Source organism: Paenibacillus sp. FSL R7-0331 (assembly GCF_000758645.1).
GTDB lineage: Bacteria > Bacillota > Bacilli > Paenibacillales > Paenibacillaceae > Paenibacillus_AQ > Paenibacillus_AQ camerounensis.
In genome coordinates this window covers 3413414-3427456 of record NZ_CP009284.1, presented here as the reverse complement: position 1 = coordinate 3427456, position 14043 = coordinate 3413414, and the positions used below count along the sequence as shown (strand labels likewise).

Below are 14043 nucleotides of genomic sequence, written 5' to 3'. Positions count from 1 at the left end.
TCCTGCTGTTATAGTAAGAATTGGTTCATATCAAAATAGCTGCTGGCAACCAGATCGTTCAGCAGATCGATAAAAGCGGACATAATTTCACTCGGCTTACGGTCCTTATGGGCAATCCAGCCGACGGTAAACACTTCGTTGCTCTCATAAGGAATGGTCAGCATACCGTTGCCGTTCAGTTCGGAAGCCATTATGCCGGTCCCGATCGTATAAGCATCACTGCCGAGCAGCAGGTTAGTAAGCGTTGCCCGGTCCGTTACCTTTATATTTTTCTCAATCTGCGTGAAGCTAAGCATCTCTTCCGAGAAATGCAGTGAGTTGTTATCCCCCTGCTCAAATGTAATGTACGGAAACGGCAGGATGTCTTCCAGCACAATGATTTCTTTTGCAGCCAGTGGATGGGCGGCTCTGACATAGACATGCGGGTTCGTGTTGAACAGCGGTGTGAATTTCAGATTTCCGTCACTGAACAGCTTATTCATAACCTTGTAATTGCTCTCATTAATATACAGGATGCCCAGATCACTGCGCAGGGTACGCACATCCTCAATGATCTCATACGTTTGGGTCTCCCGCAGACTGAAATTATATTCGGCAAGCTGCCGCTCCTTCATCAGGTGTACAAAGGCATCTACAACAAAGGCATAGTGCTGGGTAGACACGGAAAAATAAACCGGACTGCGCTTCTTCCCGGTATACCGGTTCTCCATGAACTCGGTCTGCTCGATGATCTGCCGGGCATAGCCGAGAAACTCAACGCCTTCGGCTGATATGCTGATTCCGCGGTTGGTCCGTTCAAAAATAGTAATTCCCAGCTCGTTCTCCAGCTCCTTAATCGCATTGGAGAGACTGGGCTGTGACACAAAAAGCCGTTTTGCCGCCTCATTCATCGAGCCGCTGTTCGCAATCTCAATGGCATAGCGGAGCTGCTGCAATGTCAAACCTGTTCCTCCTCTTACCAAAGGCTGCCGCCCTCTACGTTTCTGGCTTCTAGTTAGTAGAATACCTTTAATTCCGGTCCGGTGTCTACTGCGTCCGCTTTTTTGCGGCGTCGATCTGTGAGGGGTCAAGCCCTTCCCAGATATTCATGATCTGTGCCTCTTCCGGATGCTCGAACACCAGAAAGGCTGTCGGCAAATAACGTTCGCCGTATTGCGAAGACGGTTTGTTGACGATCTCATTGTCCTTTACAAGCACCGTGGATGAGCCTCCGTCCAGATTGGCAGCGATCACCGCACCATGCTTAAGCATAATCTGCTGGACATCATACAGATTGGCACCGATGCTATAGCCCGGCTGTCTCCCGTCAATCACTACGAACAGCAGAGCGCCGTCTGCGCGCTGGCCCATAGCCGTTCTTGGGGCGATTCCCCAGCCTTCGGCTGCATTTTTGATCAGCCCCTTGCCGTTAACGATAATCCGCGGCTGAAAGGAAACGGCTTCCTGTACCCCGAGCTTGCTCAGCTCTCCCAGCGTATAGTTGCCTGCAATCATTTTGCCATGCTTATCAAGCCCGACAATTTGTGTTGAATCCTTTCCCCCAAGCCCGTTGTAAAAAAGCTTTCCTTGGGAAATGACCAGTCCGATCGGCTTAAATCCGTTACCCTTCCATTCCGGATCTGCGAAGCCTCCGCCGTTCACTCCGGCAATTGCTCCGGTACGCTTTACCATGCTGGATACCTTTTCGCCTGAGCCTACTTTATCCGGGATGCCGAGCCGTACTTTGGTCGGATCATTGACGATCATTATGTAACCCGAATAGCCGGTTCCGGTGACTTTTTCAATCTCCACAAGGGGTTTCACTGCTGCAGCTTCTGCGTCCGAGTCCGCATCAGCTTCAGGGTTAGGTGCTGCAATAGTATGGGTATCCAGCTCGTCCCCCATATTATCAAAACGCTGGTTATATTCTGCAACCCTGTTCTTCAGTTCATCTTCGCCGATAATATACTTGGCCATATAGCGATGCTGTGTCGTAATTAATGTATCTGCAATCAGATAACGAAAGTTATTAGCAGACGGTGCAAAATACAGCCAGCCCATTCCAATAGTCAGCATGAATAAGCAGAACATAAACACTCTGGTGAGTCTGCGCAGAAAGCTTACTTTCTTGCGTTTCTTTTTGACAGGCTTCTTCTTGCGAGCGCCGTTGCGCTGGGGATATGATGAAGTGCTCACTGCTAAGTTCCTCCCTGGTCATGCATCTCATGCAAAATGTAATAGTCTCATATTCTCCCATGATAGACGATCTTCCAAAGGCAAAGGTTTCAGTATTTTCATTTTATTATCCATAATATGTAACAAAAAAAAGAAAACCCTCTTAAAAAAAGAGGGCTTAATTACGGGATGAAAAGCATCAGCCTAGCTGTGCCTTCCAACTCCGCCTCCGCGGCTCGCATTTCCTCCGCCGCCGGAGGAGCTTCCACTGGAAGAGCTTGAGGATCGGTCCTCATTGCTGCTTCGTGACGAATGCCGTCCGCTTCCGCCGCCGCTGCTGTAGCCTCCGCCTCCATGATTCGTTTCACTCCCGGTGTAGCGTCCGGCTCCGCCTCCACTGCTCGAACCTCCGCCTCCGTGATTAGTCTCCCAGAAGCTGCTACGCCGATGAGAGGCTGAGCTGCGGCGTGGGCGATGCCGGCGGTTGTACCAGCGGCTGCCGTAGCCGTATCCAGGCTGGCCCTGCCATACCCCGTAGCGGCGGATGTTACGCCGGCTATAAGGATTAACAGGCAATCCATAGCGGGCGATGTAACTGTTGCGCCGGGATGCTGCCAGGCTGATCAAGCCAACAATGCCCAGAAAAATACCTATTACCGCAAAGCCCTTGCCTCTGGAAATGCGCTCCGGTACCTTCACAACGGCTTCACCAGACTCAACAGCTTTATTCGTAACACCTCCTGCAACTCCGGCCGCTGCAGTGCCAGCTGCCTCCTGAGGCGCAATAGCTGCCGGACTGTGATCGGCTCTGGCCAAAAAGAAGCTGAATATCTCATTGGCTGCTGCCGTAACGCCTGCTGCATATTTTTGGGCTGCGAATTGAGGCTCTAATGCCCTGCTGAGTATATCTCCGATCACTTCATTCGTCAGGGTAGTATCTACATCCTTGCCTTGCAGCACATGATAATTGTCGCCTTCAATATCGAGCACCAGCATAACATCCCTGGGTCCTGCACCGACCGAGGCGTATTTGGCATAGGTATAATCCTGCAGCGTCCTGCTGCCGGAATTCTTAACCGTTACGAAGTAAACGCCGCTGCCGGTCGTTGTTTTGTAGCGGTTGCTGGACTGGTTGAGATAGAGTCGGGTAACCTGCGGAAGCACACCGGCATTGTCGGCTACAAAATTCCGCGTCCCGAGCGGCTCCGTCCATACCCCGCCCAGGCTTTCAATCAATGCACCGTAGGTCTTGCGTGCCCCGGCTGCATATTCCTTACGGGCAAAATCCGGCTCCAGCGACTGGGCGAGAATCTGCGACAGCATGCTGTCGGTTAGCGAGCTTTTTAAACCGTCTCCCTGCAGCACCCAGTAATCATCATCCTTGATGGAGAGCAGCAGCAGCACACCATTATCCTTATCCGCCGAGCCGATTCCCCAGCTGTTAAACAGCGTCTTCGCATACTCCTCCATGGTAGCTCCACCGGTGGAATCTACCGTAACCAGCACTACCTGTGCTCCCGTCTCCTGATGCAGCTTAACACCGTAGTTAACCATATAATTCTCTGCTTTCAAGTCAATAACCCCGGCAAAGTCATTCACATAAAAAGCATCCGTATGCTCCGGCACGGCCGGCTTGGCCCGGCTTACCTCCGGCAGCAGCATAACACTCAGCAGCATCGCAACCAGCATAACTATGATACCTTTGTGCTTCATATAAATCCCCCTGCTTGTCTATTCTAGTCTTAATATCGGCTTTGCCTGCGGTCATTGTTAAAATTCTACAATTTCTAGTGGGCTGATGAATTCTGCGAGACTATCTGCTACTAATTATATGCTGTATTCTATTACTCATTACTAATATTAATCCCTATGATCTCCTTCTCCCGCTCACCCTAACTCAAAACAAACCCGCCAGGCATCTGCCAGACGGGTCCTTTTTAAGTTACAACTAGAATAACGATGCCGGGATCATCTTTCTGCCGCCTTTTACCAGCGTAGACTCCAGCATCTCACCTTTGTCCCCGCCAAAGTACAGCTGCCAGTAGACGCCGAAGCGCACACTGACATCATTCTTTACCAGCTCCGGCGGAGTCACGATCAGCCACTGGAACCTTAGCGCCTTGGAGATTTCGAAGACGGGATCAAGCACGTTGTTGGAGACCATCTCACCGAACGGGTTGTCGTAGAGGAAGACGGTCCAGCCCTTGTTCTCACGGTTAACCCGCTTATGGGTCATGATCATCATTGCCACAAGCAGCTGCACCGACTGGCGCTGGCCGCCGCTGCCGACAGCTTCGTCAAGCGCACCCCGGTTGATGACCTCCCAATCGGAGTAGTGGAATTCCTCAGGTGCCGCATACAGGAAATAATTCTCTGTAACCGGCTTGTACACCTGAAGCACAGGGAAGCGGTTCTGCATGGCTGCGTACACGAGTTTGCCGTCATTGATCAGATCTTTGACCGCTGCCGCCGGCACCTGCTCAATCTTCGGATATTTCTCCAGCAGGCTGCTGATGCAGCGGTTGAAATAGTCGCTGACCAGTGGCTCGATATCATCCGTCGTCTTGGGAACAGTAATATGCTTGTAATTCAGCTTCACCAGCGGAAAAGCATGACCGTTCTCGTTGTGAATAATCATCCGCCGTTCCATGCGCTTCAGGATATCCGTAATCTGCACGACCCGCTTGGCCGCACGTCCGACCCACAGCTTACGCGAGAGCTCCATGCTCTCTTTGTCGCTGCGGATGCTCTCAATCTGATCGCGCGAGCTCTGCAGCATCGAATCCAGCACCTGCCCGGCAATGGAGAAGTCCTCCCAGTGCACGGTATTCAGCCGCTCCTGGATTTTGGTCTCCAGCTCGCTGCTCCAGCCGCACTTGGCCAGCTTGGCACTCAAGTCATTTTTCTCTTCCTTCACTTTACGGGTAAGCTCCGTACGCTGTGCACGGCTTTCTTTACTCTGCAGCAGCCAGTCAGAGACTGTACGCTCACAGCTTTCTCTCACCTGCTGCTGCACTTCCTCCGGCACATCACGGAGCTGAACCCGGCCTTCGACATGCGTGTCGAGAATCTGTCTCTGATTGCCCAGCGTCTGGAGCCATTGATCTACCGCAGTGAGACGTTGTTTACATAGGCTTAATTGCCGTTCGTTCTCACGGGTATCTTCCGAGATCTCCTGCTCTTTGACAGAGAGCGCGTCGGTCCATAATTCCACAGGCCGTTCATGCTTCTCTTTGATTGACTTTTCGGTTTTGCGCAGATCCTTCTGCAGATTCTCAAGGATCGTCTGGCAGCGGATGTACGATTCGCGTACGCTCTGGTAATCCTCCTCCAGATATACCGTCTCATTCTTCTGCCGTGCCCGCGCTGCCGTTATTGCTTCAGGTGAATCCTGCGGCTCAGGCGCGCCATGCCAGTCACGGTCAACCTGATAGACAGCAGCCTCAAGCTCTCTCAGCTGTTCACCTGCACGCTTGATGTTACCCTGACGAGTACGGATTTCCAGCTCATTATGGGTCAGCGATTGCTGCAGACTCTCCACTGTACTGAGCAGCTGCAGCATTTTATTCTGGGCATCCAGGTTCAGTTCTTCCTCTGCCGCGCCAATTTCACTCTGACGGTCATTTGGAAATAGAAGCTCCGGGAACCAGCTCTGCAGCCTTGGGAACAGAGAATAACGGGTATCCCCGATCCACTGCTCCCGCAGTTGTGCTGCGCTTTCCATCTCCGACTTCAGCTGAACCAGCCCCTGGTCTTTAACAGAGATTTCCTTAACCAGCGCCTGTCTGCGGTCTACCGCTCTCTGCTTATCCTTGTAATCCTGCTCCTGCTTCCGGGTCCGCTCTTCCCACAGCCGCAGGGCCTGGGCTCTTTGCTCCAGTCCGGTCTTTTCCTGCTCATATTCATTAAGCTCCTTCTGAATGGAAGCAAGCAGCTCTTCATTCTCACTGATCTCTGTCTTTAGACCGGCAACGGCTCCATCCAGCTCGTTCACAACCAGCTCCAGCTCACGGGACTTGGCTTTCAAAATTACCGTATGCTCAGTCTGGAACAGCCGCTCAAACTCCTGCCGGGCTGTTTTCAGCTTGGACATGTAATTCTCAGCATCCTGCAGCTCTTCTTCTTGCTCCTTCAGCCGGGAGGCAATCCCGCGCTTCCAGTCGTGGAATTGCTCCGGCTGCAGAACCATCTGCGGCCCCTGATTGGCCAGCAGGAGGAACGGCTCCACCGCTGTTGCCCCCATCTCCTCACGGATAAAGACCGGAACCGCCGATTTGAGAATGACATTCTTCAGTGCATCCGGCGGGATTTTGTCCGCCTCACGCTGTGTGACGATTAGTCCGTAAGGGAGCAGCGGATGACGTCCGAGCTCTTCCTCACGCTGCAGATAACTAAGATCATTCAGATAGGAGCTGCCGGGCATGGAGCTGATCTTAAGTGCATCCAGCCTGTCCTTAACGGCAAGCACATCCGCATTAGGCAGCCAATAAGCTTCCTGCTGCAGCTCTACGTCCAGCTGCTGATGATAATACTCTCTGCGCAGCCGCTTGGTCTGCTGCTCTGTATCATCCAGTCTACGGATGAACCGCTCCTGAATCAAAGCTTTTGCTTCAAACAGCGCTGTTGCCCCCAGGATCTGATGCTCTTCGTATAGCTCAAGCAGCACAACAAGCTGTGACCACAGCTGCGATTCCCGGCCTATCTGCGCTTCCAGCTGATTGTTCAGTTCACCCTTTTGGCGCCGTTCAGCGGCAAGCTTAGCCTGAAGCTCCGCCAGGTTTGTGCGCAGGCTAAGCCTGCGCGCTTCCCCCTGGCTACGCAGACAGGCGCGGTCTGCAATGGAATCTGCAATAGAGTTGGCGGCAAGTAGCGTCCGCTGCAGCGCCGGCCCAGGCGCACTGGCTGCTTCCTGTCCATGCCGGGAGCCGAACACGCCTGCTTCCTCGGTAAACTGACGAATGGAGCCGGTAAGCTCATTAATCCGGCTCTCCAGTCCGCCCAGCTCCAGAACATAACTTTCCCGTTCTTTACGCAGCCCGGCTTCTTCAGCTGAGAGTGTCTGCTGGCGTCCTGCGAAGCCGGCAAGCTCCTGCTGCCACAGCCGGAAAACCTGATCCCACTGAGAGCGCAGCTCCACCTTGGCACTCTGGATAACCTCCTGGCGCTCCTTCATTTCAAGTGAGCCTTCGATCGCTTCGATCTCCTTCTGCCATTGGCCGATTTCCCGCTGATGCACCTGGCGTTTGGCCAGATATTGCGCCACTTCCAGCCGTTTCTCCTGCTCTTTGGACTCATCAAGCCGCGAACGCGCCCGCCCCTGATTATCACTGATGGACTTGAACTCTTCCTGCTTCTGATCATGCTCCTCTTTGCCGCGCAGATAGCTGAGGTTATCCGCCTCAAAGCGCAGCTGCCGCGCCTCAGACTGCAGCCGGACCAGCTCGTCTGCTTGTCTGCCCCGGTTGTCTTCGGCTGATCTTAGCTCGTCATAAATGACCGTATAAATCTGCCGGCCGAGCAGCTCCGTCTCCTGAAAGCTCCGCTCCGCTTCCGCGCCCTGCTTGACCAGCTCATGCAGCGGAGCAGCAAGCGCCGTGAACTCGGCAAAAGCCTTCTCCCGCTGCTCCAGCATCGGAAGCCGCTGGGCTACCGTTGCCGTATCGGTGAACATCCGCTGAAGTGAACCGTCCTCCTCACGCGACCCGTCATTCAGGCTGGAGCCGATTTCCGGAATGATAAGCTTTTCGAACAGATTGTGGTTCGTGAAGGCATCATTTTTCTGAAAATAGCCCTTGATCCCGCCCTCTTCACCGTTAATCTTCTTCATATTACGCCATTCGCCGATATGGATATCCCGTCCGGCCAGGAACGCATAATATTTCTTCAGCTCCGCTTGGCTGCTTCCGTAGTAGATGATCTCACTGCGCCGTTCCCGAACAAACTGCTGAATCGCCTCAAAGCTTGCCGGACCGCCCTCCTCAGCATTGTAGAGAGGCAGCGTAGATAACGTTAGGTCCGCATGCTCATCGTAATCGGTCAGTGTGTACAGCAGATAATCGACCTTAATCTCAAGCTGATCTGCCGAGCTATGGGCTGTCATGGCAATCCCGGTCGTAATATATTCATTACGGTCACCGGAGTCCAGCTTCCATTCAATGGCGACGTGGAAGGTGTAGGGCTTCAGCTGTTTTTTATGATTATGGAAAAAGGCCTCAACCTGATTCTCGTTATCCTTCCCCCATGAAGTCTTTGGAATCAGGAGCTGAAAAATCGACTGCAGCAGCACCCCTTTCCCGCCGCCGTTCATCAGGGTAATCAGGGTATTTGCCGGCCCCTCCTCATTACACAGGTCAAGCACCATATCGTCGTATTTCTTGAGCATTTTCTCATACTTCAGTCCGGCGATCCGGATCCGTTCAATGCGCGGCATGGGCGTCCCCCTCCTTCTCCGCCAGTGTGCTGCCGATGAGCGCCTTCAGCTCTTTGTAGCGTTCTACATCGTGATACAGGTAGCGCATCCGTTCGTACAATTCCTCCCGCGGGAAAATCCGTTTTTCATTCTCGGAAATGAATACCAGATGCTCATCCTCCAGCAGCTTCATCCCTTCATGGATCAGCCCGATCCGTGAACCGGAGCCTCTGGACAGTGTGTCGGCATCCTCCTGGCTTTTGGTCTGCATATACAGGCTGGCCCACACCTTGTACATTGCCTGAATGTCGAGACGCCACTGCTTGCTGAACCTGCCCTCTTCATCCATTTCATACCAGGCCTTCAAAACAGCCGACACCTGATCAGCCAGCTGGATGTAAGACATACTATCCTGCCCGGGTTTGAAATGCTGCTCGTCCTGATCCATTTCTGCCAAAAACACCAGGATGATGACGTTGATGATATGTAAATGCGTCTTGCGCTCAATCCGCGAATATTTATTGCGCAGCTGGGTGAAGTTAGTCGCAAAGCCCGACCCTAACGGATTGACCAGCAGATGCAGGCGGTGACCGGAGTTCATGATCCGGCAGCCTCCCTCTTTAGCCAGATATTGCAGTGCATCATAAGCGCCAGTGTCCTGCAGACACTCCGCTGCCGCCGGATCATCCAGCGAAATGACCTTCCGCCGCAGCAGGTCAAAGAACAGCCGTGACGCCTGCTGCAGTTGTTCCAATGTATAACTCATGTTCGGACCACTCATCTTTCTTCTATAGTAATAGTGTACGGACTCATCTCTAGCCCCGGCCACTTAACTGCCGGCTGCTGCCCGGTACCGCTAATTTTTGTTCTTAGCACCTTGCCCCGCAGAACCTCCAGCTCAGGGTGCTTGTCCAGCAGGTATTGAATGAGTCTCTGGCATTCATCTGTTCCAGCCGTATTCTCTTCACCGGCTTCCTGTACCTTCACCTCAGCATGAAAAAACTGTGCCCATAAATCAACCGCATTAGGGTTATTCGTCCAGCCAAGCTTTTCTTCTTCAGTAAAAGCCTCTGCAGCAAAGGTGAACCTGCCTTCTGCTGCAAGCCCCGCAAATACGGGAAGCCACAGCCCGGCAATCTCCGGCCAGGGTATCGTTTTGGGAATATAGCTTTCTTCCGGCTCTTCACCGGTATCCTCCGGCTCCTCCAGCCATTCTTCAGGCAAGAATCCGGTTTCCTGCTCCTCCCATGCCCAGGCGAGCGGATAAATGAAATCCTGCTGCGGTGCGAACAAGCCGCCTACAAGCAGCTCAAGACTGTCCCCGGAAGGAAGCCCGTCACTTTTGACCCATTCCTCCCATACATTGATCCGGAAGTTAAAGCCGGCCGCCCCCCAGAACAGCTCAGGGAAGTTCAGCCGCAGATTCGTTTCAGCCTCAAAAATGCCCAGCACCACCTCGGCCAGCTCATCATGGACTTTCCGTGACAGCTCCACCCGTTCAGACAGCAGCCGCAGCTCGTTGAAATCGATCAGATCCTTCTCGTCATTAACCAGCCGCGCCAGCGAGCGGTGAATACTGTCAAAGTGCCTGCGTTCCTCGTCAAACTGCTGGTGGATTTCCTCCAGCCGCTGATGGCGCATCACCCCGTATTCGCTGAACATATGCTTTGGATTACGGCGCAGCGCGTTCCGGTACTCCTGCTGCTGCTGGGTCATTTTGCGTACACGTGAGATCAGCTCATTCACATCCTGCAGCGCACGCGTTACCCGGCCATGCTTGATATGCATCTGAATCTCCAGCAGCTTGATGCTGATCTGGAATTCCTCAATAATCTCGTGGCTCATGAAGATCAGCTCCATCGCATGCTCGGAGAGCCGGTAGATAGTGGTTCCGCTCTCTTCCCAGCTGCTGCGTGTGGCATCCTCGTCCACGGTAAAATACTTATATTTCTGCATGGTCATCTGCCGCGTGTGGTCATCGTAATATACCGCCTCAAAATCGCCGCCGTTGCCGCTCCAGAGTAATCCGTCCACCAGGCGTTCCACCGATTCTGCGGTTCCCAGCCCGGTGATCTTAAAGCGCTCCAGTGAGCTCCAGGCCAGACCGACGATATCCTCCTTGGACCGCTGCTCATTCGATTCCAGCTCCAGATAGTAGACCTGCAGGAGCACACTGAGTGCGATCATTTCCTTGTACGGCTGAAGCTCACCGAGATTCATCCCCGCGCCAAGGCTCCACAGCGGATTAAGCCGCTTGTTCCGTTCCCCAAAATCAGACCAGTTCATAATGTATAAGCCAACCCCGCCATCACTTCATAATTGGTGACAAAAAAACATAACCCATATCAGCCCAAAGAGGGAAATATGGGTTAGCAATCACAGATAACTAACATTTTCCTTACGAATATATGTTTCTATTATAACAATGAAATAAAGAGTTGGCTATGATCCTTGTGGAGGATTCCGCGATGACGTTAAAAAGGACTCCGCTGGAAGCAGAGCCCGTTGCAATCAATACTACATTAATGACTTTAGATATATTTCTCCTGCAAAAGATAATGCAAATTCGCCTTTACCCCCGGCCACTCCTCATCAATGATGCTGTACAGCACATTATCGACTACACTACCATCAGAGCTGATCCGGTGCTTGCGGAGGATACCTTCTTTTGTGGCACCTATGCGTTCAATCGCTCGTTGTGACCGCAGGTTGCCGCGGACAATTGTAAAATTCACCCGGAGCAGTCCAAGCTCCTCGAAGCAGTGCTTCAGCAGCAGCGCTTTGCCTTCTGTATTCACCGGTGTTCTCCAGTATTCAGGGGCAATCCAGGTACAGCCGATTTCCGCGTTGCGGTGGGCATGATCAATATGCATAATCCGCGAGGTCCCGGCAATCCGTCCGGTAGAACGGTCCAGCATAACAAACGGCAGATCGTGACCCTTGTCTTTGTTCATAAGCGCCGTATCGATAAGCTGCTCTACCTGTGCGGCGGAGGTGATTTTTCTCCAGGTAAATTCCCAGATTTGCGGGTTGCTTAGAATCGCTGTAAGCTCCGCCCTATGCGCTGCCTCCATGGGAACCATTTGAATGTACGTGCCGTTTAAAGGTCTGATGTTCTCCGAGATCACACAATTGCCTCCTAAGATGCGGATGAGTTCAAAGCACGCTGCATAACTAAACGCCGATCTCCACTTAAAAGATCAGCTGCCCTTAAATTGTAAACGATCTGCCTGTCCTCTGTCTGTATGGTTTTGATAAAAAAACAGCCCCGTTTGTGTAAAAACGGAGCTGTTACATATTAATGAAGAAACTTTTTATTTCCGCTCGGCAATCTCTGCGGCAATCAGCCGGGCCAGCTCATCAATACTCATTGAACCGGCATCTCCACCGTCCCGCTTCCGCACAGAGATTGTGCCGGAATTACGCTCATTGTCACCAAGCACGAGCATATAAGGCACCTTTTCCAGCTGGGCTTCCCGGATCTTCAGTCCAAGCTTCTCATTACGCACATCCGCTTCTACCCGGATTCCGGCAGCTGCCAGCGCCTGCTTCACCTCGAAGGCATAGTCTGCATGATTCACCGATACTGGAAGCAGCTTCACCTGGACCGGAGACAGCCATACCGGAAAAGCGCCGCTGAAATGCTCAGTCAGAATCCCGATAAAACGGTCGATCGAGCCGTATACCGCGCGGTGAATGACTACCGGACGGTGCTTCTGGCCGTCTTCGCCGACATAAGTCAGGTCGAATTTTTGCGGCATCTGGAAATCAAGCTGCACTGTGCCGCACTGCCAGCTCCTTTTTAGCGCATCGAGGATATGAAAGTCAATTTTCGGCCCGTAAAAAGCGCCGTCTCCCGCATTGATCCGGTACGGCAGGCCGCGGTTTTGCAGCACTTTTTCCAGCGCAGCCTCCGCCTGATCCCAGAGTGACTCCTCACCCATATAATCTGCCGGACGAGTGGACAGCTCCACCTTGTATTCGAAGCCGAACACATTATAGATATGGTCGATCAAGTCCAGCACATGGCCGATCTCAGCTTCAATTTGCTCAGGCAGCACGAACAGGTGGGCATCATCCTGGCAAAAAGTGCGGACACGCATCATCCCGTTCAGCGAGCCGGAGGACTCGTTGCGGTGCACCTGCCCGAATTCGGCCAGCCTGATCGGCAGCTCCCGGTAGGAGTGCAGGCTATTTTTGAAGATCAGCATATGCCCGGGACAGTTCATCGGCTTCAGCGCAAACTTTGCTTCGTCCGCCTGAGTGAAATACATATCGTCCTTGTAGTGATCATAGTGACCGGATTGCTCCCACAGCCGGTTGTTCATCATCAGAGGTGTACGGACCTCACTGTAATCCCGCTCGCGCTGTAGTCCGCGGCTGAAATCCTCCAGTTCTGTGCGGATAATCATCCCTTTGGGCAAATAGAACGGCATGCCTGGTGATTCCTCGGAGAACATGAACAGCTCCAGCTCCTTGCCGAGCTTGCGGTGATCCCGTTTCTTGGCTTCCTCCAGCATGTGCAGATGCTCATCGAGCTGGTTTTTTTTCAGGAAAGCCACACCATAAATCCGCTGCAGCATCTTATTATTCGAATCCCCGCGCCAGTAGGCTCCCGCCACGCTCATGAGCTTGAACACCTTGATTTGGCCAGTTGAAGCCAAGTGTGGGCCGCGGCACAGATCGGAGAATTCCCCTTGATCATAAATGCTGATTACGGCCTCCTCCGGCAGATCACGGATAAGCTCCAGCTTGAGCGGCTCCTCCAAATCTGCGAATAGGTTAACCGCCTCATCACGGCTGACTTCCCGGCGGACGATCGGCAGATTTTCCTTAACGATGGCATTCATCTCCTGCTCAATTGCCGCCAGATCCTCGCTCGACAACGGCTGCTCGATATCAACATCGTAGTAGAAGCCGTCTTCGATGACCGGACCGATGCCCAGCTTCACCTTTTTGCCGCCGTAGATCCGTTTAATGGCCTGGGCCATCAGATGTGCAGTGCTGTGCCGGTGTACGTCCTGGCCTTCCTTGCTGTCCAGTGTCACAATCTCAACCCGGCTGTCCTTAACAAGCGGATGATGCAGGTCAACGAGCTTTCCGTCTACTTTGCCTGCCACTGCATTTTTCTTCAGACTGGGACTAATAGATTCTGCTACTGCACTAATATCAGTGTTATACGAATACCCTTTTATTTGTCCATCCGGCAGTTTTACTTTGATCTCCATGATTATAGCCTCCGTCTCTTTAAGGTAATTGAACATTTGAACGCAAAAAAACGCATCTCTCCCGAAAAGGGACGAGTGCGCTTAAGCTCGTGGTTCCACCCTAGTTTGACCTGCGCTGTAACAACCCCCTGCTGTCAGGCGGAAGCTAAGTCGCATAATCCTCATGGTATCCGGTATCGGGGATAAGTCGGTGGCATTTACAGCCGCCCTGACAGCAGGGAGGGTTCAGTGCCACGGCTGCAAAGGGGTAAC

General features: G+C 52.7%; 8 protein-coding genes. All 8 read right to left on the bottom strand.

Going from position 1 to position 14043, the window contains the following annotated elements; genetic code table 11:
• Positions 1–8 precede the first annotated feature (8 nt).
• Positions 9–941 carry a LysR family transcriptional regulator gene (locus R70331_RS14380; protein ID WP_042176588.1) on the bottom strand — a complete coding sequence of 311 codons (933 nt, stop codon included), beginning with the start codon at positions 939–941 and terminating at the stop codon, positions 9–11.
• A gap of 85 nt (positions 942–1026) precedes the next feature.
• The gene (locus R70331_RS14375; RefSeq protein ID WP_042176586.1) at positions 1027–2175 is read right to left on the bottom strand and encodes a phosphodiester glycosidase family protein; all 1149 of its coding nucleotides are present in this window, start codon (positions 2173–2175) and stop codon (positions 1027–1029) included.
• Positions 2176–2358: 183 nt separating this feature from the next.
• Positions 2359–3867 carry a TPM domain-containing protein gene (locus R70331_RS30505; RefSeq protein WP_052419057.1) on the bottom strand — a complete coding sequence of 503 codons (1509 nt, stop codon included), beginning with the start codon at positions 3865–3867 and terminating at the stop codon, positions 2359–2361.
• Positions 3868–4102: 235 nt separating this feature from the next.
• Positions 4103–8584, bottom strand: a complete 4482-nt coding sequence (locus tag R70331_RS14365) for a coiled-coil domain-containing protein (RefSeq protein WP_042176584.1) — start codon at positions 8582–8584, stop codon at positions 4103–4105.
• Positions 8571–9329: a DUF6063 family protein gene (locus tag R70331_RS14360; RefSeq protein ID WP_042176583.1), complete on the bottom strand. Its 759-nt coding sequence runs from the start codon at positions 9327–9329 to the stop codon at positions 8571–8573. The genes R70331_RS14365 and R70331_RS14360 overlap by 14 nt, the downstream gene beginning before the upstream one ends.
• Positions 9330–9340: 11 nt before the next feature.
• Complete coding sequence (locus R70331_RS14355; protein WP_042176582.1) at positions 9341–10849, bottom strand: hypothetical protein; 1509 nt, start codon at positions 10847–10849, stop codon at positions 9341–9343.
• Positions 10850–11094: 245 nt separating this feature from the next.
• Positions 11095–11691 carry a GNAT family N-acetyltransferase gene (locus R70331_RS14350; protein WP_156131128.1) on the bottom strand — a complete coding sequence of 199 codons (597 nt, stop codon included), beginning with the start codon at positions 11689–11691 and terminating at the stop codon, positions 11095–11097.
• A gap of 186 nt (positions 11692–11877) precedes the next feature.
• A complete protein-coding gene (gene thrS / locus R70331_RS14345; RefSeq protein WP_042176581.1) occupies positions 11878–13791 on the bottom strand; it encodes a threonine--tRNA ligase in 1914 nt (637 codons plus the stop codon).
• Between the last annotated feature and the right edge of the window lie 252 nt (positions 13792–14043).

Bases quoted from the DNA above. Each gene is read 5' to 3' on its own strand.
- R70331_RS30505 (WP_052419057.1), bottom strand. From the start codon at position 3,867: ATGAAGCACAAAGGTATCATAGTTATGCTGGTTGCGATGCTGCTGAGT.
- R70331_RS14360 (WP_042176583.1), bottom strand. From the start codon at position 9,329: ATGAGTTATACATTGGAACAACTGCAGCAGGCGTCACGGCTGTTCTTT.
- thrS (WP_042176581.1), bottom strand. From the start codon at position 13,791: ATGGAGATCAAAGTAAAACTGCCGGATGGACAAATAAAAGGGTATTCG.
- R70331_RS14365 (WP_042176584.1), bottom strand. From the start codon at position 8,584: ATGCCGCGCATTGAACGGATCCGGATCGCCGGACTGAAGTATGAGAAA.
- R70331_RS14355 (WP_042176582.1), bottom strand. From the start codon at position 10,849: ATGAACTGGTCTGATTTTGGGGAACGGAACAAGCGGCTTAATCCGCTG.